Genomic DNA, 21,495 nt, shown 5'->3' with positions numbered 1-21,495 from the left:
GTCTGCAGCGGGGACAGGCGACGTGCGGAGGCGGACTGCAGACCGGGGCCACCATGTATCTCACCTTTTGCACGGTCACGGGGTCTCCTTGTCGGCGCCGATGATCCGGGCCAGGATGCGCGACACCGGCACCGCGCCGTCCGCCAGCTCCCGCTTCATCTGCGGGAACAGGAGCACCTCGCGGATCGTGTGCTGGTTGGTCAAGAGCATGACGAAGCGGTCGACGCCCAGGCCGAGCCCGGCCGTCGGCGGCATGCCGTAGGTGAGGGCGGTGATGAAATCGTCATCGAGCGGCTGCGCCTCTTCGTCGCCGGCGGCCAGCGCTTTTCCCTGCTCGATGAACCGCCGGAGCTGGTCGACCGGGTCGTTGAGTTCGGAGAAGGCGTTGGCGGTCTCCTGGCCGGCGATGAACAACTCGAACCGTTCGGCCAAACGGGGATTCTCCCGGTGGACCTTGGCCAGCGGCGAAATCTCCCGCGGGAAATCGGCGATGAAGGTCGGCTGCACGAGCGTCGGTTCCACTTTTGCTTCCCAGATCGCCTCCACGCACTTCCCCCAGTTGGTCAGGTCCTCGTCGGGAAGGTGCATCTTCTTCGCCTCGGCTCTCGCCTGCTCATAAGACAGGGCCATCAGGTCGAGGCCGGCCGCCTCCCGGATCGAATCCACCATCGACACCCACCGGAACGGCGGGGCGACGTCGATCTCCCGCTCGCCGTAGGTGAAGCGGTAGGCGCCGTGGACGGCAAAGGCCACGTGGCGCACCAGCTCTTCGACCAGGCGGGCCATGTCGCGGTAGTCCGCATACGCCCAGTAGGCCTCGACCATCGAGAACTCCGGGTTGTGCAGCCGGTCCATCCCTTCGTTGCGGAAGTCCTTGCAGTACTCCCAGACTTTCTCGAATCCGCCGACAATGAGGCGCTTGAGGTAGAGTTCGTCGGCGATCCGGAGGTACATGTCCTCGTCGAGCTTGTGGTGGTGCGTCTTGAACGGCCGGGCGCTGGCGCCTCCGTAAATCGGCTGAAGGATGGGGGTCTCGACCTCGAGGAAGCCGCGGCGGTTGAAGAAGTCGCGGATGGCCTGGACGATGGCGGTGCGCTTGAGAAAGGTCGCGCGCACCTCCGGGTTGGCGATCAGGTCGGCGTAGCGGCGCCGGTAGCGCATTTCGACGTCGGTCAGGCCCGCCCGCTTGTCCGGAAGGGGGTGGAGCGCCTTGGTCAGCAGTTCGAACCGGCGCACGTTGAGCGTCCGCTCGCCCGTGCGGGTCACGAACAGCGTCCCCTCGCAACCCACGATGTCGCCGAGGTCGACCGCGTCGAACAGGCGGAACTGGTCCTCGCCGACGGTGTCGATCTTGAGGTAGATCTGGATGCGGTCGGACTGATCGCGGAGATCGGCGAAAAACACCTTGCCCATCTTGCGGATGAGCATGACGCGGCCGGCGATCCGCACCGCCGTCTGGCGCTCCGCGAGCGTGTCGAAATCGGCGAGCAGGGCGGCGATCTCATGGTCGCGGTCGTAGCGGTACGGGTAGGGGTTGATCCCCCGGGCCTGAAGGTCGCAGGCCTTCTGGTACCGGATGCGAATCAGGTCGGCCAGCGGGATCTGGGCGTCGGACGGCTCCGACTGCGGGTGCGGCTCCGGGGCCGGATGGGAGTTCCTATCAGTCAAAGCGGTTCCCTGTCCTGGGTGGTATGGTTGTCATCACGAACATAGCGGATTTCCGGCGGCGCCCGTCGGGTTCGCTCACGAACGGAGCTTGTTCCTTCGCCGCAGCGCGGCGCGGACCGGCGGCGGCACGAGGCCGTTGACGTCGCCGCCGTGAACCGCCACGTCTTTCACAATGGTCGACGAGAGATAGACCCAGGAGAGGGCCGGCATGAGGAACACGGTTTCGATCTCCCGGGCGAGCTTACGGTTCATGAGCGCCATTTGGAATTCGTACTCAAAGTCGGACACCGCCCGCAGGCCGCGGATAATCGCGCGGGCCTTGACGTCGGTCGCTACGTCGGCCAGAAGACCGTCGAAACCGACGACTTTCACTTGAGGGGAAAAATCTCTCGCGCGAACGGATTGCTCGACCAGCTGAATGCGTTCCTCAAACTCAAAAAAAGGATTTTTCCCGGCGTTCAGGGCCACCGCGACGATCACTTCGTCGAACAGGCTGCAGGCGCGTTCGATCAACGACATGTGGCCGTTGGTGATAGGATCAAACGTACCGGGATAAACAGCTCTGCTTTTGGTCTTCGTCTTCGTCACTGTCCTCAGAGCGTCCTTTCCCGGTCACGCCGGATGAACGCCGCTCCGGCTAGTATACGCCCGCGGAGCGGGTTACGCAAGGAAATTAGCGCCCAGCCCCATCGCCGCCAGATACCGTTCCGGCTGCTCCAATTCCCCGCGCAAAGGTCCCGCCAAAAACCCGGCGTTCACCCCGGGCCTCTCGATCGGAACCGTAAACTGCTTCTGCAAAGCCGCTTGGAGAGCCTCTTCGGCCGCTCCGCCGGAAACCACCAGGGCCGAGGGGGGAAGAGTCAGGCCGTAGTCGAACAGGGCCGCCAGACGGAAACTGACCACCGTCTTGATCTCCACCGCGTACCGCTCGCGGTCGGCCGCCGCCGACAGGTCGAGATGCCCGGTCGGCACGTGGGCGAGCGCAACCACCCGGTTGCGATACAGGACGGCCGCCGAACCGTGCCCTCCGTCCTGGTCAATCATGACCAGCACGCCTCCCCGCGAGGGGCGGCAGAAGGCGAGATAGCCGTGCGCGAGCGCCAGGCCCCGGACCTCGGCCCGGATCGGCGTGCGGCCGGTCATGCCCGCCAGCGGATCAAGAAGCTCCTGCCGGAGCACGCTCCGCCGCACCGCCATCCCCAGCATCAATCCCGCCAAACCGGTCGGTGCGGCATCGAGCCAATAATCCGTGGGGCTCCCGGTCAGTGACTGCGCCAGCTCGAACAGCGCTCGCGCGCAGGGGTCCGAGCCTCCATCCGTGAGGGGGATGTTCTTGGCGATCGCATACTGGCCGGGGACCGCGGCGACCAGCGCGGCTTCTGCAAAAAACTCTTCCGGGGCCGGCCGGCCGGGAGTGATCTCAGCCACCGCGGCCACCTCCGGTCGCGGCGTGTCCACACGCATCCGGACCGCCCGGCAGGAGTCGGGCTGCAGATCGAGGCCGACAAGGAACGACGGGGTGTTCATGGGGCGGGTGTTTCCGGGCCGGCGATCTTGATGAACGGCCGCACCTTCTGGAGCGTCTTCGGCCCGATGCCGTCCACCCTGAGCAGATCGTCGGGCCCGGCGAACGGCAACGTGTCGCGAGCGGCGATCATGGCCGCCGCTTTGGTCGGCCCGATCCCCGGCAGCAACTCCAACGAGTCGGAGGGGGCTGTGTTCGGGTCGAGCACGAAACTGCCGATCGCCATCCCCCCGATCGATAAGGCCGGGAGGGCGGGGTCGGCGAAGGTCCCGGCGGTCAGGGGCAGGCCCGCCGGTTCCGGCGCCGAGAAGTCCAGACGCGCCAGCGCGGCATAACTGCCCAGAGCCGCCGCCGAGGTACAGAGCACGGCGAGAACATACAACTGACGTCTGGAGAACTCGAAATACCGGTTCATGAACAGTCCCCGACTCGCGTTTGTCCCGAAGTATACCACGGCGCGGGGGAGTGCGCAAGAGGCGGGCACGCTTGCGCCCCCCACGGCTCGGAAGGCCGAACAAAAACGGGGCCGGCGACCGCCGACCCCAATATCTGCGCGCTGTAGAACCGTTGCACTACTCGCCCGATCCCCCCGGGCCGACCTCCTGCTCCAGTCGGGAGGCGTCTTCGATCTCGGCCGACACCTGATGGAGAATCTTGTAGCGGCGTACGCGTTGGTCCGCCTCCAGACCCCATCCGCGGATCGTCTCCTGCGGAGTGGTGATCGTCACATAAGCGTCGGTGTAGATCCGGTCGCTCTGGGAGTTCCAGTGGAGATACTCAGTCTCGAGGCGGCGCTGGTCGGGTGTGATGACCACGACGTTACCGAAGACCGTGAAAAATCCCTCATCCTGCCGAATAATCGCGGAATCTCCCGTAACCTCGGTACCGACCGTCCCGGCCGAATCATAAGAGTCGATATCCAGGGCGTACGCCATCGTCGAATCCTTGGAGGAAAACTGCACGATCTTGGCTGCGTGAATCTCGGCCGTCACCTGGCCGCGATCAAACAGGTGGATGACGGCGCCGCTGGTTTCGGTGTCCGGATGTATCGCGCTGTCCACGGTGGCGGTGCGCCCGTTGGAGGGCAGGTCGTCCCGCCCGCAACCGCTCAGGGCGATCGCGAGAAGGAGGGTGAGGATCAGCGCAAGAACCTTGGGTTGGTGCATACTATTAATAATGAGCATTCTTATGTTCTACTTCCTCAGTTCTCCTAATGTCGGCAGGTAAAGACGATATAATCGGGGATTTGTCAAGGGGATTCTGAGGTGGTCGGCGGGCGGGTCCGCCAGCGGTCGTGCAGCCAGATCCACTGATCGCGGTGGCTGTCAATAATTGTCTGTAGCTCGCGGACACAAGCTTCGGTGATTCTGCGGGCGTCAGTCTCGGCGTCACCCGTCTCTTCGACTCTAACCTGTTGTTTTATAATGATATGATATCCGTCGTCGGGACGCCGGAGACAGGCCATCGGGACAAAAGCCGACCCGGCGCGCAGACCCAGCAGCGCCTGCCCGATCGGGGTCCGGGCCGGACGGCCAAACCAATCGATAAATTCGCTGCGGACACGGAACGAGTCGGTGTCGATCAGCGCGCCCACCGCCCCGTTTCGCTTGAGCCACTCGAGCAGCACGCGGGGGGAATCGGTGGTGAGGACATTCTTCAGGCCGACCGACTCGCGGGCCTGCACCAGCAACCGGTTCAGGCGGGGATCGTACAGCTCGCGCGCGATCACGGCGACCGGGTGGGGTTCCATGGCCAGACGCGCCGCGAGGATCTCGAAATGACCGATGTGGCCGGTCACGCCGAACACCCCGCCCCCTCCGGCGAACGCGCCAAGGTAGTGCTCCAGGCCTTCGATCGTGACGCGGGGGGCGATCTCCTCCCGAAAATGATCGCGGAATCGCACAAAGTCCGCCAGGTTCTTGCCGCTATTTACGAAGAATCTCCGGGCGATCGCGGCCGCTTCTTTCCGGCTTAGGCGGTCGCCGTACACGAGATTGAGGGTGGCGATACTGCGGTGGCGGTGCCGCGGGAGAAGGCCCCAGGCGGCCAGACCGAACCAGGCCCCGATCGCCAGGGCGGCCCGGCGCGGAATGCGGTTGAGCACCGCCAGAGCGGCGGTGGCCAGGCGGTGCACCGCCCCGCGCCGTATCCGTTGGGACAGCCGCATGACTCAGATGAGCTTGGACTTGAGAATGTCGTGGAGATGGATCACGCCCGCCAGCTTCCCGTCGGCGTCCACCGTCGGCAACTGGGTGATCGCATAGCGCTCCATGAGGGCGAGCGCGGCATCGATGAGCGCGTCGGCCGCAATCCGCTTGGGATTCTTGATCATCGCCGAACGGGCCGTCACCTCGTAGAGATTGCTCCCCTGTTCTGCCAGCCGCCGCAGGTCGCCGTCGGTAAATATCCCCGCCACCTGTCCCGTTTCGTCGGTCATGAGCACGCACCCGAGCCGCTTGCCGGTCATCTCGAGGATCATCTCCTTCATCGTCGCCTCCGGCCCGACCAGGGGGAGCTCGGCGCCGGTGTGATGCAGTTCGCTCACTCGTTTGAGCAGGCGCAGGCCGATAAACCCGCCCGGATGGAGGGCGGCGAAATCCTCGGCCGTGAAGTGGCGGGCTTTCAGGAGCGCCACCGCGAGCGCGTCCCCCATCACCAGCGCCGCGGTCGACGAGGAAGTGGGCACGAGGTTGTTGGGGCAGGCCTCTTTGTCCACGCTGCAGTCGAGTACGATATCGGCGCGTCGGGCCATCTCCGAATCGAGCGTGCCGGCCAGGTAGATGATCGGCAGTCCCTTGCGCTTGGCGACCGACAGCACCAGCTCCGACTCGCCGACCATCCCCGACTTGGAGATGATCATCAGCAGATCGTCCGCCTGCATGAGCCCGAGGTCGCCGTGCATGGCCTCGGCCGGGTGGAGGAAGATGGAGGCGATGCCGGTGGAGTTGAAGGTCGCGGCGATCTTCTTGCCGACCAGGCCGGATTTTCCCATGCCGGAGACGATGACGCGGCCGCGGCAGTCCAGAATGGCCTCCACCGCCCGGCTGAAATTGTCGTCGAGGTGCTCGGCCATGGCCGCTACCGCCTCAGCCTCCATCCTGATCACCTGGGCGGCATAGGCGCGCAGGTCGTTGGTCATACCAGGTACCTCCGGGGCTCCTGCCCGATCGCTTCGAAGTAAGCCTCCAGAATCTCCCGCACCGCCCCCGCCCCCCCGCGGGCGGCGGTCACGTAGTCGACCACCTCGACCAGATGCGGGGAGGCGTCGGCGACCGCGAGCGCGAGACCGGCGCGTTCGGCCAGCGTGATGTCCAGAATTTCGTTGCCGACAAAAGCGATATCCGCAAACGAGAGCTGCAGCGCGGCCAGCAGGGGAGTGATCTGCGCCACTTTGTCCTTCATCCCCTGCAGGACGTGCGGGATGCCGAGGTCGCGCATCCGCGTCTCGGTTGCCGCCGAGTAGCGCCCCGAGACCACCGCAAGCTGCAGACCGGCCCGCATCGCCAGTACCATCATGAGCCCGTCCGAAATGTGAAACCGCTTCATCTCGAAGCCGTCGGGGCCGAAGTACAGCGTGTCATCCGTCAGGACGCCGTCGACATCCATCGCCAGCAGCTTTACGTTCTTGAAGCGTCCGACCAGTTGTGTGCGGGTGAGTTTGGGCTTGGGCATGGCTTATCCTGCGGCATTCCGGATGCGAAGGACCTGATCCAGGAGATCGGGGATGCGGTCGAGGGGGAGCATGGCGCCGGCGTCGGACCGGGCCCGGGCCGGATCGGGGTGGGTCTCCACAAACAGGCCGTTGACGCCGATTGCGACCGCAGCTTTCGCCATCGGGATCACCATGTCCGGCCGCCCGCCCGACACCCCGCTGGCGGCGCTCGGCAACTGCAGCGAGTGCGTGGCGTCAAACACCGTCCGGCCATACTCCCGCATGATCAAGAGCGAGCGGAAATCAACCACGAGGTTGTGGTAGCCGAAGGTTGTCCCCCGCTCGGTGAGCATCACTTTGTCGGAACCGGTCTTCTGCACCGCATAGGCCATGTCGTCGGGGGCAAGAAACTGCCCCTTCTTGATATTCACCCACTTGCCGGTGGCCCCGGCCGCGGCGAGAAGGTCGGTCTGCCGGGAGAGAAACGCCGGGATCTGCAGGATATCGACGACTGCGGCCACGGCGGCGACCTCGGAGGTCTCGTGGACATCGGTCAGCACCGGCAGTTTCATACGCTCGCGGACGGCTGCGAGGGCGGCCAGCCCCTCCGCGATTCCCGGACCGGTGTAGGAACCCGGCGCGGTGCGGTTGGCCTTCTTGAAAGAGGCCTTGAAAATGTAGGGGACACGGCGGCGGGCGCACAACTCCGCCACGCGCTCCGCGATTTCGAGGCAGAGCGCGTGTGATTCAACGACGCAGGGACCGGCGATCAGGAAAAACTCGCCGGCGGCGACCCGGGAGAGTGCGGCCTCGATCATGGCAGGCAATATAAGCCGTCCGGCCGTCCGGTCACAAGTACTTCTCCATCATCCCCTTGACCTTCCGGACATGCCCTTCCTCGAACGACACCAGGCGCTCGAACACTTTCCGGCCCTCTTCGCTCTGCACGAAAGTCAACGCCCGGGCATAGATATCGCGGGCCTGCTCCTCAAGCCGCAGCGCGATGGCGAGAATTTCCCGCAGCGATGCGGCTTGGGCCACCTCGCCCATGAGCGCCGTGTGTGTCCGGCTCATCTCCTCCGGGACCTCCGGCAGCCCCTCCTGTTTCATGAGATCCGCGGTGCTGATCCATTTCTCACTGCGGACGAGGGAGTCGTATTGGCGTTCGAGCACGTGAAAATGGCGCTTCTCTTCCAGCGCGAGTTCTTCAAGAATCGTTCTGATCTGCGTAACCTGTTGCTTCTTGAGGGCTTCGCGGTAAAACACGTAACTGGCGACCTCCGCCTGTATGCCGGAGGTCAGCGCCTGAAGCGTTTCCTGGTTGACCGGGGTCATGCGATCGCGTCCTTTCACCAATTCGGAACACCACCATTTGGCCGCAAAATCACCTATTTGGTCATCGTTGTCAAGGCGGGGCTCAACACGCAGCGACAGGCCGGGCGGGCTGTGCGCGGACCCCCTAAAACGAAACACGGGGCTGGTGAAAGCGCCCGGCCGTGCGGGCGTGAGAGGACGAGGGGGATTATTTTCGGCGCAGCCTCGCGGCGGGATCGCCGCCGGATCCGCATCGTACTTTCAGCGCGTTAAGTTGCGCTTTCCCGTTCCACGACCGTGGAACGCGTGATCACCCTCACCGGAAGCCGCTGCCGGACGGGGTGGCGCACGAGGCGGCGACGCTGCCCCAGGCAAACGTGGAGAGTCTACGGGAGGCTTCCTGCGAACCGCACGCCGGACAGGACACTTCCTCCTGGTCGGCGCTCACGAGTTCTTCGAAGTCCTTTCCGCAGTCAAGGCATTTGTATTCGTACAACGGCATATGCGTTACCTCATTCCATTACCGACATGACCGCCCCGGTCACCGCACCCGCTGTCGTCGTGACATACGGGTTGCACATGAGGGGTCAGGTCGAGCCGAGGCCGGCGTAGAGCAGGTAGACGGCGAAGCCGACGGCGCCGCCGGCGAGCGTCCAGAGCGCCGGTTTCACTTTCAGAAGGCGTTGCCATTTCATCATTATACTCCGTGACCCGCCGCGCGGAATGTGCCCGGCTAAAGCGACTCCTCCACCACGGCTGTCAGCGTCTGCTCGATCCCCCTGGCCAGTTCGGTCAGGCCGGCGTGCGGCATCAGGTCCGCGATCATTGACGGCCGCGCGAGGGTCACGACGGTCGTGCCCCCCTCGGTGTGAACCACGAAACGGCAGGGCATGAAGAGGGCGACGTTTATATCCTTGCCGAGCGCCTGATGGGCGAAACCGGCGTTGCACACCTCAATGATCTTGAGTGGTCCGCGCGCGAGTCCCCTCTCCGCCAGCGTCGCCTGCACATCGTGCACGTGCAGAACCCGGAAATTGTGCTCCGCCGTCCGGCGCTCGAGGTTGCCGACTACCTCGGCAAACGGTTTAGTCGATTCCCGGCGCAGCGCGAAGGCGGTGGCGGTCGGCGGCGAGGTATGGTGCGGCATAGAATACTCCTGTTCGTCTTCAGACTCGTCTTCTTTTCCGGTTAGATGGGCGAGCCGCGGAAACGATTCAGGAATTGCCGTCGGCGGCCGCCGCCTCCGGCTGGGACGCGATGATTTCGATGTGGGAGGTGATGGCGGTCTCGCGGCGAATGGTCTGGCCTACCGAGCAGTATTTGGATTCCGACAGCTCGACCGCCTGGCGGAGCTTTTTCGGGTCGAGGTTCCGGCCCCGGAAAATGTAGCGTATCTGTATATTTTGAAACGGCTTGGGGTAATCATCGGGCTGCTCGGCGGTGATCTCGATCTCCAGACCGGCCAGTTCCTGGCGCTGTTTTTGGAGGATGCGCACAACGTCGACCCCGGTGCAGGCCGCCATCCCCCAGAACAACAGCTCGGTCGGTTTGTAGCCGCCTTCCTGTCCGCCGCCGGCCAGGGAGATGTCGGTGGTGATGGCGTGGCCGAACTGGCCGGTGGCCCCGAACTGCATCCCGCCTTTCCAGTGCATCCGGGTGGTCATGGTCGATGGCATGGCGCGTCTCCTTTGCCGGCAATTATGTCTCTGTTCAGTATATCATATCTTGGATGATCCACAAAGCGGAATGATTCCTGCGAGTCGCGGGGAGAAGCGGGCGGACGGGATCGCTCGGGCAGAATCGCCCCGTCACCGACCGGGCCCGCGGCCGGTTGAGAGCGGCCGCGGGAAAGGGGGCTAGAGGGCGGCAAGCTGCGCGGCCAGATCCGCCGCCGTCGTGACCGGGAGGCGGCAGACGGAATTGCGGCAGAGATACGCGCGGGTCTCGCCGTTAGCCACGCCCCGCCCCTCGAACAGGGGGAGCGGTTCGGCGCCGGTGTCGCTGAGGGCGACCACCCGGTTGGGGAGGAAGTGGTCGTAGACCGCCCGCAGCATGTCGTCGCGCGTGCGGCCCCGGCCGACAATGACAATCTCAATCTTGTCGCCGGCGTAATACTGCAGCGCGATCGCCGCCGCGGCCATCCCGGAGGGATATTTGTCGAGGAGCCCGCTCACCGCCCGCAACGCCTGCTGGGCGGTCTGCAGATACGCGCGGTTGCCGGTCAGCCGGTTCAGCTTGAGAAGGGCGTGCATGAGTATCGAGCCGGGCGCCGGGAGGGAGGCGTCGGTCTCCTCGCGGGGGCGCAGAATCAGGCCGCCGGCATCGGCCGGGCGGAGAAAGAACCGTCCCTGGTCGTCGCCGAACAGTCCGATGGCGCGCCCCGCGAGTCGGTCGGCGAATTCAAGCCAGCCGCGGGCGCCCGCCGTGTCGGTCTCGGATAGGTCGAGCAGGCCGTGGACAAGGTACGCATAGTCTTCGAGGAACTCCCCCTCGCTGCGCCGGCCGTCGCGGTACGCGTGCGCGAGCGAGCCGCGGTGGAACAGCTCGTCGCGGATAAACGCCGCGGCTTGGACCGCCGCCGCGAGAAACCGGACTTCTTCCGTGATTTGGTAGCCGTGACACAGAGCGCTGATCATCAGGCCGTTCCACGAGGTGAGGATCTTGTCATCGACCTGCGGCCGGGGGCGGCGGCTGCGGACCTCACTCAGGTCGCGCCGGCAGCCGGCGAGGAAGGCCTCGAATTCCCCCCCGCTCTCCCGGCGCACTCCCTCGGATTCGGCGGAGAGGTGGAGGATATTCTTCCCCTCGAAATTCCCCGCAGCCGTGACATTGTAGTAGCGGCAGAAAAGCTCCGCGCGGTCCCCCAGGACACGGTCGATTTCTTCTTTGGTCCATAGGTAGAATTTCCCCTCCTCCCCCTCGCTGTCGGCGTCGACGGCCGAGTAGAACCCTCCGCAGGGGGCGGTCATTTCGCGCAGGACCCAGTCGAGCGTCTCGACTACGACCGTGCGGCAGCGACGGTCGCGGGTGATCCGGTAGGCCTCGCTGTAGACGGGGACGAGGAGGGCGTTGTCGTAGAGCATTCTCTCAAAATGGGGCACCAGCCAGCGTTCGTCGGTGGAGTAGCGGGCGAACCCGCCGCCGAGGTGGTCGTAGATGCCCCCCTCGGCCATGGCGCCCAGCGTCTTCTCGACCGCGGCGCGGAGACTCAGGTCGCCCGTGGCCTTGTACTGGCGCAGCAGGAATGACAGTTCCACGCCGTGGGGGAATTTCGGGGCGTGTCCGAAGCCGCCGAAACGGCTGTCGTACGCCCCCATGAGCGTGCGGGCTACTTTGTGGACCAGCTCCGGCGTCAGGAGCGTCGGCTCGGGCGATGACCTGAGGTAGCCCGCGATCTGGCCGAAAATCGCCTCCGAGGACTCCAGCAGCTGCGCCTTGCTCTCGCGGTAGGCGGCGGCGATTTCCCGGAGGACATGTTTGAACCCGGGCCGCCCCTGAGTGTCCTCCGGCGGAAAATACGTGCCCGCGAAAAAAGGCTTGAGATCGGGCGTCAAAAAAACCGACATCGGCCACCCCCCGCCGCCCGTCATCGCCATCGTGAACGACATGTAGATCTGGTCGATATCCGGGCGCTGCTCCCGGTCAACCTTGATGCTCACGAAATGGTCGTTGAGCAGCCGGGCGGTCTCCTCGTCCTCGAACGACTCGCGTTCCATGACGTGGCACCAGTGGCAGGCGGCGTAGCCGACCGAGAGGAAAATCGGCTTGTCCTCCGCTTTCGCCCTGGCCAGAGCCTCCTCCCCCCAGGGGTGCCAGTCGACCGGGTTGTGCGCGTGCTGCAGCAGGTAAGGGGAATTCTCCTCGATCAGGCGGTTGGTGTGCCGGCGGGGTTGGGGGCGGTCAGTCACGGACGTTCTACCTTTCTCCGACAGGTCGGCCGAGGAGCGTTCACCACCGCGCGGCGCCCTGTGCGCGCCGGCGGTACTGGCTCAACAGCCGCAGTCCCCCGGCTGTTCCGCCGTGCGCCTCAGCGATCTGGGGCCAGGCCGCCGTAGGCGGACACAATCTGCGCGTACTCCGGCCGCTGCCGGCCGTGTTCGCGATAGGTCAGGAAGTGCCGGCGGGCGGTGGCCTCGTCGCCCGACCGCACCGCGGCCAGCATGCGGATCAGATGTCCGCCGGGGGAGCGGCTCTCCATCGCCAGCAGAGTGTCGGCCACGGCGGCCGCGGAGTCAAGATAATTGAGACGAAGGTAGGCGGCGCCGAGATCCTCGAGGATGGCGGCGGCTCCGGGATCGAGGCGGCGGGCCTGCCGGAGCAGCCGACAGGCTTCGCCGAAAGACCCGGACCGCATGCGCGACTGCGCCAGACTGCGCAGCGCCGGGGCGTAGTCCGGCCGTTTGCGGATCGCCTCGCGGAACCGCTGCTCGGCGGCGGCCAGGTTCCCATCGGCCGCGAGCGATTCGCCGAGCAGATGTATGTGCTCCGCCCGGTCGGGATCGGCACTGACGAGATGCTCGGCGATCCGGCGGGCTTCGGCCGCCTGCCCCGACTGGAGGTTCCGCCAGCCATCGGCCAGCAGAGCCTGGTGCGGGAACACGCGCCGGATTTCCTCGCCCACCTGCGCTGCCTCCTCGGCCCGGCCGGCCTCGACCAAGTAGGTCTCGAACGCCTTCCAGCCGCTGTAATCCTTGCCGCCGTACCACCGCAGCAGCGAGAGAAAGCGCTCCTCGGAGGCCTCCACCCGGAGGTTGGCGGCCCAGTACGTCACTCCCGTCATCATCGCCAGCACCCCCAGCTCCACTCCGACCCGGCGGGTCAGCGGCGGTCCGACGCGTTCCAACCGGTGGAAGAGCCAGAGGACGGCCGGCAGGCCGGCGAGCGAGAGCAGGTCCCAGTCCCGGCCCATTCCGATGACCGGGTTCAGGCACAGGGCGAAGCACAGTCCGCCCAGCGAGGCGGCGGCAAGAAAGACCGCGATCGGCTCGGCGGCGAGTCCAGCGGGACGCAGCCGCGCCGCCGCCAGAACCACCGCCCCCGGGAACAACACCAGCGCCAGATTGAACAGATCGCCCAGATGTTTGAGGGAGAAGACCGCATACTCCGGCGCCTCGATGCGGCCCGACCACGGTGGGAGAACGATCCAGTTGCGGTCGGTCGGGCCGAAGAGGAACCAGAGATAGGCGGCCAGCGCCCCGAGCCCGAGCGTTGCGAGAAGCAGCCGCGACCGCCGCCGAGAAAGTTCTCCGGTGCGCGCGGCCACGACTCCGGGCACGAGGGCCGCCGCGGCGCCCGCCAGCCAGACCGCCTGCACGTGGATACAAAGCGCCGCCGCGTAAACCAGCAGCGCTCCCGCGAGCGCCCCCGCCCGGTGCTCCTGCAACCACACCAGCGCCAACCGGAAAAACCACACCGCCGCCGCCCAGAGCAGGGGATAGAACTCCACGTAGCCGAAATACAGCAGCCCCGCCCCGGAGAAGAGCAGGGTGGCAAGGGCCGCGACCCGATGCACCGGATGTTTTACCAGGAGTGCGACCAGGGGGAACAGGCCGAGCAGGGCCGCGATACCGGCGGCGATCGAGATCGCCCGGAACGCCGCCTCCGCCGTCCCGCGCGTGTACCCGCCGAGCAACCCCTGGAGCGTGCGCACGAGCGGGATGGAACCGAACTCGGCCCACTTGCGGACATGCCCGGCTGCCTGCGAGAAATTGGCCGTCCAGGTGAGACCGTCGCCGAGAAAATGCGTCTCGGCCTGGAAGAACCAGAAGGCGGCGCCGGCGAGCGCGGCCAGCCCTAATCGCCATTGCCAGGCGAGCCGGCCGAAGAACAACTCGTGCCCCCAGGCGGCGATCAGGGCCGGGACCGGCGCGTACCGGGGATGCAGACAGAGCAGGTGGAAGATCAGGCCGAGCCAGGCGAGAGCTTCAAAAGCCGGCGGCAGGTACCGGAGATGGTTCAGTCCCCACAGGCCGAGGCCGCCGGCGCGGCCGGCGGCAATGAACGCGAGGGCGAATATAATGATCAGGACGGCGGTAGCGGTATCCGTAAACGCAAAACGCGACTGACAGCGGTGCGGCCGGGTGCTCACGGCGGTTCACTCCCCAAAAGATGAAAGGCTGTTGTTCGGAGAAAGTATAGGCGGCGTTTAATCGATGTCAAGAGCCTGGGAGGCAAATGTGATCAGCTTGATGGCCGCAAAGGAGATCGTCCGGCGGTCGCCGCGCACGTGGCCGAAATCGGCCACCCGGTCCGCCCCGAAAGAAGCATCGACGAAGATGTGCCCGAAAAGCAGTCCCCGCAGCTGCAGCGCCGCCGTGAATGTCTTCTCCACCACGCCGGTTGGGAACGGCTCGCGGTAATCCCCTTCAACCTCAAGCCACGGGGTGTCCCAGGCGGCGTTGACGCGGCCTTCCCCCTGGCGGCGGTAGGCCAGCCGCACGCCGGCAGCCAGATCCTCCCCGCACCAGCGCCGGATGAGCAGATCGAGAAGATCGTAGTCATTCCCCAGCGCCGCCCCGAGCAGTTCGCTCTCGAACGTGTACCGGTTGCGGGGGTGGCTCTGGTTGAAGGTGCGGTTGGTGACGCGCGTGTACTCCGCCCGCAGGTCGAGTCGGGGCAGGAACTCGGCGACATACGCGCCCGCCAACAGGCCGATCTCGTTCGGTTCCTGGTCGCTCTGCGAGGCCCGGTCGACCTGGTAGTCATCGACCAGCAGTTGCCCGTAGAGCTGCACTCCGCGGCCGGGTTCGTAGGCGAAGTCGACACCGAGGAAGGTGTTGTCGTCCACGCCGTCGTTGAGCTGCGAGGCGTGATAGAACAGAATCGGGTTGAGGTAGTACAATTCCACCTGCCGTCCGGCGCCCCCGAACACCGCCGTTTCGAAGAATCCGATCCGCAGGCGGCGGCTCAGGTGGATGTCGAGCCGATGCCCCGCGAAATAGCGGTTCTCGACCGGCACAGCGCTGTCGGCGTCCGGATCAAGGCTGTCGAGCCGGGCGAGCCGGTAGGAGAGCACCAGCCGTCCCCAGCGGTAGGCGTACCCGAAACCATCGAGCGCCGCGTGCGGGGCCAGCACGAGCGACCGGCGCGGCCCCCAGAACGAGGCGTACCGCCCGAGCGCGGCGGTGAAGGCCCCGGCGCTCAGGTGAACGAAGGCCTCGTCGATGTCGCCCGCCAGACCGCGCCACTTCTTGCCGGTGTACGCCGGATCATCCGCAAGCGCCTCGTCGAGGCGGAAGCTGCCGTAGACAAAAATCCTGTCGTGCGGGCGCGCGGCCAGAGCGCCGGAGAACGACTCATAGCCGACTGTCGGGTGACCCTTCGCGCTCCGGAAATCCTCACCGAGGCGGCCTTCCACGCGCAGGTCCGAGCGGTCGAGCCGGTCCAGCCAGGCGAACGGACCGAGCGCCTCGCGGGCAAGGGCGAGCGGGTATGGACCAAGCTGGCGGTCGGCCGTGTCGAGCGTGAGGGCATCGGCGCGTTCGAGGCGGTCATAGAGAAATTCGAACTCCGGGCTGCCCAGCGGGAGCACGCCGGCGGCCTTGATCGCCCAGGGCAGCAGCAGCAACACCGCCAGCAGCGCGAGTATGCGGAAAAGCGCCTTCATCGTCAAACCGCGCCGTCGCCTTTGAGGACCGTGGGGACGGTGCGGGCGAGGATCTTGGCGTCCAGCCAGAGCGACCAGTTGTCGATGTACTGGAGATCCAGCTTCATCCAGTCCTCGAAATCGATTTTGTTGCGGCCGCTCACCTGCCAGATGCAGGTGAGGCCGGGTTTGACCGAGAGCTTGCGGCGCTGCCAGGGTTCAAAGCGGGCCACCTCGGAGGGGAGCGGCGGCCGCGGGCCGACCAGCGACATGTCGCCGCGCAGCACGTTGTAGAACTGCGGGATCTCGTCGATCGAGAACCGGCGCAGGAACCGCCCCACCCGCGTCAGGCGCGGATCGTTGCGGATTTTGAAGACCGGCCCGGACATCTCGTTCAGCCCCCGTAGCGACTCCTTGTGCTTCTCGGCATCGGCTCGCATCGTGCGGAACTTGTAGAGCGAAAAGGGCCGGCCGTTGGCGCCGGCGCGCCGCTGCGCGAAAAACACCGGCCCGGGGGACTCCAGCTTGATGGCGAGCGCGGTCACCAGCATGAGCGGCAGCGTGAGGATGAGGCCGACCAGACCGCCCAGGCGGTCGAGCGCGTTCTTGACGAACAGGGCGGCCGGACTCTCCGGCACGCGCCGCCAGACCACCGCCGGCGAACCGTTGAGCGTCGCCGGCACCATGCGCGCGATCGTCGTCGGGTACACATCGGGCAGCAGCGCCACCGCCACCCCGAGCTGTTCGGCCGCCGTCAGCAGCGGCGCCGTACGGGAGAGGTCCTCCGGTTCCACGGCGAGAATGACGGCGTCGACCTGGACCCGCGCGGCCAGCGGCGTGAGCAGGTCCGGGTGGCCCAGCAGGGGAATGTCGCGGTAGCGCCAGAAGCCGGTGCGGCGGTAGTCGAGGAATCCGTCGATCGCCGCATCAAGCTCGGGGGCGTTGAGAATCATGTCGGCCAGCGCCTGGGCGCGCGCCCCGGTGCCGACCACGAGGAGGCGGTTTCGGGCGCGGCGGAGGCGGTCGGGCAGCGGCGAGCGGGCCAGCCGCCGGAGAATCAGCCGCGCCCCGACCAACAGACCAAGCTGGGTCACGAAATTCAGTCCCAGAAAGACCGGCACCGCCAGGCGGGGCAGCGGCCAGTCCAGCAGGTAGGCCGCCGCCAGCACGAGCACGGCAAAGCGCGCCTCGGCGGCGAGCGCCGCGCCGGCGTATTTCCGCACCGGCGGAGCGTCGAGCACCGGACGCGGGTGCGGGTGGACGAACGCGAGCAGCCGCGCTAGGGTGATCGCGGCGGCGATTTCGACCAGCAGCCCCAGCGACGACCCGGCCGCCATGAGTGTCGCGCAGAGCGCGGCGACAGCCCCGGCATGGGACCCCGGAGACCCGGCCAGGCGGAGGAGGAACTGACGGCGACGGTGGGTGAGGTGCATACGATCAGGCTCTCCAATGATGATCTTCCCGCGCACCGCGCGTCGGTCGCCTCTCGTCTCGGCCGTCCTCCCGGCGGGTCCGCAGGGAGTCGCGCGAGGATCCCGACCGAAGCGACGGGCGCTTCGGTCGGTGTTCCGGAGGTGCAGCTATGAACAGCCGAAGTTTTTTCATACGGCGACTGAGCGGTTCACTCGGTGTCGCGCAGGGCGGCCATGAGGAGGTTGCCGCTGCGGCCCGCGCCCTTGCGGGCCGCCTGGGCGCTCAGGCGCATCGTCATCACCCGCCCGTCGATCGTCTTCATGCGGAACGACTCCGGGGGCATCGCTTGGAAGGCCTGCAGCAGGCGGTCGTTGGACAACGGCGACTGCACCCGGTAGCGCAGGTAGTGCTGCATCGCCGGGTAGCCGTCGAGATTGTCGATCGCGATCCGCGCGCGGCTCAGGTGATTACCGACCCGCGCCGGGTCGGCGACGCGGAGGAGGATGAAATCGGTGGCGCTGAGGCGGCACTGCACGCCGAGGCGGGTGAGTCCCTCGGCCAGGCGGAGCGATTCCTGATGCCCCTCGCGCAGGCGCGCGGCCAGCGCTTCTCCTCCGGGCCACCGGTCGATCAGCAGACGGGCCTCGGCGGCCGGCAGCACGCTCTCGGGGAGAGCGGCGCGAAGGCGGGCGATCGTGCGGGGGCAGGCGAGGGCGTATCCGGGCTCGTCGCCGCCGAGTGCGCCCCCGGGCGCAAACGAGCGGAGAATGATCACATTGGGACAGTCGCTCAGCAGCGGGAGCGCCGTGATGCCGAAGTAATCGTGGTAGTGCTCATCGACCAGCACGGCCCCCTCCGGGACCGTCTCCGCCATCCGCTGCACATCGGCCAGCGAGTAGTTCGCGCCGGTGACGCGGTTCGGGTTGGCCGCGCAGAGGATGTCGTGGGGGAGCACCGTCCCCTGCAGAGCGGTCTGCAGGCTGCCGGAGAAGGGCGATGGGCCGATGTGTTCGATCACCTCGACCTCGGCCCGGTCGGCGGCCAGCTCGACCTCCGGGGTCACATGGCCGATCGCCTGGAGGCGGCAGCCCGGCCGATAGAGCGCCCCCAGCAAGCCGGCGAGAAACGGGCCGGCCGCCGCGAACGGATGCACCATCGAGGGACTGGTCATGGTTCTCTGGGCGATCGCCTCGAGCAGGTCGGAGCGATCGGTGGTGGGCGTGTCCTGGAGAGTGTTCATACGCTTACCTCATATTCCGGCGGCGCTGCCGCCCGCGTCTGTGTCGGGGAGAGAGGGCGACCGCCGCGGTGGGACCGGCCGACTGCCAGTCGCCGCCGGGTCGCGGGGGTCGCTGTGAGTGAGTGGTTGCCATCGGCACAACATTCCTTGTCGCTGCCAGATTTCCTTTGCGGGCAGGAATTGCAAGCCCTGTGCCGAATGGCGCGGGAACCGCCAGCGGAGGCGGAACTCGTTGTGGCGACGGCGGTAAGGCGTGCGTGTGAGAGTCCCGGGCGGCGGCGTGCGACCACCCCCGGCGGGGGCGCGAGGCAGGAATTTCCCTCGGCTAGCGAAAACAATTCCGCCCGACAAAAAAACGCCGCCGGTGCTGTCGTCACAGCGCCGGCGGCTACAGGAAGGTAAAGGAAATAAATGCAGGAATCTTGGACCGCTAGAGTTTGCTCACCAGGTAGGCCGACGTCACCAGTCCGGCCGTGGCTGTGACCACCGTGGTGACCGTCTTGAGCCAGTCGCGGTCGTGCTTGATCTGGCTGGGTACGACGATGATGTCGCCGAGCCGGACAGCTTTGCCCATGACGTCGCCGCCGGCGAACACTTCGCCGCCCGCGCGAATGAGCCGCGTCTCTTTCTTGTCGGCGCGCCGGGTGAAATTGCCCGCCCGCTCGATGTAATCTTTCACTCTGCGGCCCTCCACGTACTTCAGCGTGCCGTTGGCCCCCACCGCGCCGAGGACGGAGATGCCGGAGGGAGTCGGCGGGATGAACACCCGGTCGCCCGGTTCCATCACCACGTCCCCTTCCGAACCGCCCGTGGCCAGGATGCGCTCCATGTCGATGATGATCCGGTCCATCGACTCATCGCGGTAGCTGAAAAAGCTGTCGGTGGTGGGGACGCCGTTGGAGTCGAGCACGATGGGCTGCGACTGCTCCAGGAGCGCGGGGACATTGGCGCGCTGGAGGTTGTCGCGGATCGAGCGCCGCTGGAAGATGATGCCGGTCGGGAAAGCGTTGGCGGTGAACCCGCCGGCCCGGCCGAGCAGATGGTGCAGCCCCTCGTGCCGCCCCTCCAGGAAGTACGTCCCCGGATACATCACTTCGCCGCTGACGACGACGCTCCGGTTGGCGTCCCACTCGGGAATGCGGCGGATGAAGAGGTGGTCGTCTTCGCACAGCAGCCGGCGGTAGCCGCCGGAGTCGCTCAGGCTCACCGGCAGAATAGCCACGTTGCCGAGCGAGTCGAGGCGGGCGAGTTCGGCCTCGCCGGCGTCGGCGCCGCGCAGGAACGAGCCGGCCAGGAAGATCAGGTCGCCGACCGTCATCCCGTCGTAGAGCGGGTACTTGCCCGGTTTATGCACCTCACCTTCAATGTACACGAACTGCTCGCGGCGCACGTCGTCGATGCCGTACACGTGGAGCGAATCGCGGTCGGCCAGCACGATGTCGGAGGCCGGGTCGCCGGCCAGCGCCCGGGTGAGATCGATCGGAATCACCTCGACCCGCCGGTCGGGGTAGCGGCGAAACACATCGGCCCGCTCGAAATAGACGTCGAGCGGCTGCAGCTGGCCGCGGGCGATCAGGTCCGAGACCCGCGTGGAGTCGGTGCGTTCGTAGCAGCCGGGGTGTTTGACCCGGCCGCCGACCGCCACCATGTTGGTGCGCAGGTCGTAGATGGAGTACACGGTGACCCGGTCGCCGTCGGCCAGCGCGATCGTGTCGCACGGCTGGGCCGGCCCGCAGTTGAGATTGAGGTCGCGTACGAGCCACTCGCCGGCCGGCGAGATCCGCTCGAGCATGACGCGGTCGAGGTACGCCGCCGCCGTCGGCCCCCCGGCCAGCCGCAGCAGGTCGGATACGTTCTCCCCGCCCGACAACTCATAGATCGCCGGCCGCCGGATCTCCCCCCGCACCGCCACCCGCGGCCCGGTCACCGGGACAAACACGACATCGCCCGTCTGCAGCCGGATGTCCGAGGCGTTGTGCCCCTTGAGGAGCAGATCGTAAAGGTCGATGGCGGCGGCCGCCGCGCCCCCGCGCGTGACCGCAATGGCGCGCATCGTGCCGCGCTCGTTCGGCCCGCCGGCCGTGAACACCGCGTTGAGCACCGACGTGAGCGACGACACCGTGTAGGCGCCGGGACGGCGGACTTCCCCGGTCACGTAGATGCGGATCGAGCGGATCTTCCCGAGCGAGGCGGTGAGTTCGAAATCGGAGTAGATCGCCGCGAGGCGCTCTTTCATCCGCTGGCGCATTTGCTCCAGGGTGAGCCCCCAGGCGATAAGGTCGCCGACTTTCGGAATGAACACTTTCCCTTCCCGGTCGAGCGTGAGGTTGTACTCGTGTTCGACCCGGCCCCACAGGTGGACGATCACGTTGTCGCCCGGTCCCAGCACGTAGTCGTCGCTCGACACGAGGTCGGCCGGCGGGTTGGTCTCGCCGGCGTTCTCAAAGAGTTCCATGCCGAAGGGGCGCAGGTCCTCGAACGGTTCGAGCGTCCGGTCGCGCTCAAAACCGGTGCGCACCGGGGCCGGCGGCGACGGCGCCGCGACGGGCGCCGCCGGCGGGCCCGGCGACGCCGTGTCCTCCTCAAAGATCCGGGGGCTCTCGTAGTAGCCCGGCTCGGGCTGGGGGGCCGGCGCTGACTTCTGCTCGTACTGGCGGCGCAGGCGCGCGATGTCCTCGGTGCTGAGCGAGCCAAGATCCTGCGCCATTGCCCGGCGGAACCAGTTGATCGAGACGAGCACGATCACCAGGAGAATGAAGATGATGAGCTTGCGCATGGACGATACCTTCCTGTAATGCAACTTCCTTTTGCCTGACGACCGCCTCCGGCGGCCGTTGCCGCAGGCAAAAGCACCCCGTGTGCCGGAGATCGGGGCGATGCGGCAAGCGCTTGTGCGCGTTGCGCCTCAGGCTGGCAGGCGGCCGCCGCGACCCGCCGCAGCAGGTTATGCGTGGGCAAAGTTGTCCCCTGTGGCGGGAAGTTTTTTCCGGAGCCGGAGACGACAATCTGGGGGCGGGGAGGGGGAGTGTGCGGCGGGGCTTTCATAAGAGCAAAGCGGGCAACGTCTTTCAACTTGTCCAATTTTCTCCGGCGCGCCG

Annotated in this window: 19 protein-coding genes; all 19 read right to left on the bottom strand. The window is 66.6% G+C overall.

All coding sequences use genetic code 11. From position 1 onward, the window contains the following. Positions 1-75: 75 nt before the first annotated feature. The 19 genes from lysS to KA261_06130 all read right to left on the bottom strand — a co-directional run bounded on the left by lysS (position 76) and on the right by KA261_06130 (position 21,173). Entirely contained in the window at positions 76-1,602 is a 1,527-nt protein-coding gene (gene lysS, locus KA261_06220) for a lysine--tRNA ligase (protein MBP7697388.1), read from the bottom strand. Between the two features lie 141 nt (positions 1,603-1,743). After that, a complete protein-coding gene (gene coaD / locus KA261_06215; protein MBP7697387.1) occupies positions 1,744-2,187 on the bottom strand; it encodes a pantetheine-phosphate adenylyltransferase in 444 nt (147 codons plus the stop codon). Positions 2,188-2,328: 141 nt separating this feature from the next. After that, positions 2,329-3,195 carry a hypothetical protein gene (locus KA261_06210; protein MBP7697386.1) on the bottom strand — a complete coding sequence of 289 codons (867 nt, stop codon included), beginning with the start codon at positions 3,193-3,195 and terminating at the stop codon, positions 2,329-2,331. Next, positions 3,192-3,608 (bottom strand): helix-hairpin-helix domain-containing protein, encoded by a 417-nt coding sequence (locus tag KA261_06205; GenBank protein MBP7697385.1) that lies wholly within the window; start codon positions 3,606-3,608, stop codon positions 3,192-3,194. Before KA261_06205 ends, KA261_06210 begins: the two co-directional genes overlap by 4 nt. Before the next feature lie 157 nt (positions 3,609-3,765). After that, a complete protein-coding gene (gene lptC, locus KA261_06200) occupies positions 3,766-4,359 on the bottom strand; it encodes an LPS export ABC transporter periplasmic protein LptC (GenBank protein MBP7697384.1) in 594 nt (197 codons plus the stop codon). An 83-nt stretch (positions 4,360-4,442) separates the two neighbouring features. Continuing rightward, a complete protein-coding gene (locus KA261_06195) occupies positions 4,443-5,360 on the bottom strand; it encodes a hypothetical protein (protein ID MBP7697383.1) in 918 nt (305 codons plus the stop codon). A gap of 3 nt (positions 5,361-5,363) precedes the next feature. Continuing rightward, on the bottom strand, positions 5,364-6,332 hold the full coding sequence (locus tag KA261_06190; protein MBP7697382.1) for a KpsF/GutQ family sugar-phosphate isomerase: 969 nt from the start codon (positions 6,330-6,332) through the stop codon (positions 5,364-5,366). Beyond that, positions 6,329-6,865 carry an HAD hydrolase family protein gene (locus KA261_06185; protein MBP7697381.1) on the bottom strand — a complete coding sequence of 179 codons (537 nt, stop codon included), beginning with the start codon at positions 6,863-6,865 and terminating at the stop codon, positions 6,329-6,331. The genes KA261_06190 and KA261_06185 overlap by 4 nt, the downstream gene beginning before the upstream one ends. A gap of 3 nt (positions 6,866-6,868) precedes the next feature. Further along, positions 6,869-7,663: a 3-deoxy-8-phosphooctulonate synthase gene (gene kdsA, locus KA261_06180; GenBank protein MBP7697380.1), complete on the bottom strand. Its 795-nt coding sequence runs from the start codon at positions 7,661-7,663 to the stop codon at positions 6,869-6,871. Positions 7,664-7,694: 31 nt separating this feature from the next. Beyond that, a complete protein-coding gene (locus KA261_06175; protein ID MBP7697379.1) occupies positions 7,695-8,198 on the bottom strand; it encodes a ferritin family protein in 504 nt (167 codons plus the stop codon). 277 nt (positions 8,199-8,475) lie between these two features. Continuing rightward, on the bottom strand, positions 8,476-8,661 hold the full coding sequence (locus KA261_06170; GenBank protein ID MBP7697378.1) for a zinc ribbon domain-containing protein: 186 nt from the start codon (positions 8,659-8,661) through the stop codon (positions 8,476-8,478). 231 nt (positions 8,662-8,892) lie between these two features. Further along, positions 8,893-9,306, bottom strand: coding sequence for a DUF302 domain-containing protein (locus KA261_06165; GenBank protein MBP7697377.1), 414 nt, complete (start codon positions 9,304-9,306; stop codon positions 8,893-8,895). A gap of 67 nt (positions 9,307-9,373) precedes the next feature. Next, complete coding sequence (locus KA261_06160; protein MBP7697376.1) at positions 9,374-9,835, bottom strand: OsmC family protein; 462 nt, start codon at positions 9,833-9,835, stop codon at positions 9,374-9,376. A gap of 180 nt (positions 9,836-10,015) precedes the next feature. After that, positions 10,016-12,067 carry a thioredoxin domain-containing protein gene (locus tag KA261_06155; GenBank protein MBP7697375.1) on the bottom strand — a complete coding sequence of 684 codons (2,052 nt, stop codon included), beginning with the start codon at positions 12,065-12,067 and terminating at the stop codon, positions 10,016-10,018. 119 nt (positions 12,068-12,186) lie between these two features. Next, complete coding sequence (locus KA261_06150; GenBank protein MBP7697374.1) at positions 12,187-14,247, bottom strand: hypothetical protein; 2,061 nt, start codon at positions 14,245-14,247, stop codon at positions 12,187-12,189. 57 nt (positions 14,248-14,304) lie between these two features. Beyond that, complete coding sequence (locus tag KA261_06145; GenBank protein ID MBP7697373.1) at positions 14,305-15,765, bottom strand: hypothetical protein; 1,461 nt, start codon at positions 15,763-15,765, stop codon at positions 14,305-14,307. A 2-nt stretch (positions 15,766-15,767) separates the two neighbouring features. Beyond that, positions 15,768-17,177 (bottom strand): sugar transferase, encoded by a 1,410-nt coding sequence (locus KA261_06140; protein ID MBP7697372.1) that lies wholly within the window; start codon positions 17,175-17,177, stop codon positions 15,768-15,770. Between the two features lie 188 nt (positions 17,178-17,365). Further along, entirely contained in the window at positions 17,366-18,397 is a 1,032-nt protein-coding gene (locus KA261_06135) for an aminotransferase class I/II-fold pyridoxal phosphate-dependent enzyme (GenBank protein ID MBP7697371.1), read from the bottom strand. Positions 18,398-18,827: 430 nt separating this feature from the next. Further along, positions 18,828-21,173 (bottom strand): SLBB domain-containing protein, encoded by a 2,346-nt coding sequence (locus KA261_06130; protein MBP7697370.1) that lies wholly within the window; start codon positions 21,171-21,173, stop codon positions 18,828-18,830. Between the last annotated feature and the right edge of the window lie 322 nt (positions 21,174-21,495).

It is taken from the genome of Candidatus Zixiibacteriota bacterium (genome assembly GCA_017999435.1).
Taxonomy (GTDB): Bacteria; Zixibacteria; MSB-5A5; order GN15; family FEB-12; genus JAGNLV01.
Note: the sequence above shows the minus strand (reverse complement) of the source record. Positions and strands in the feature narration are given on the sequence as shown.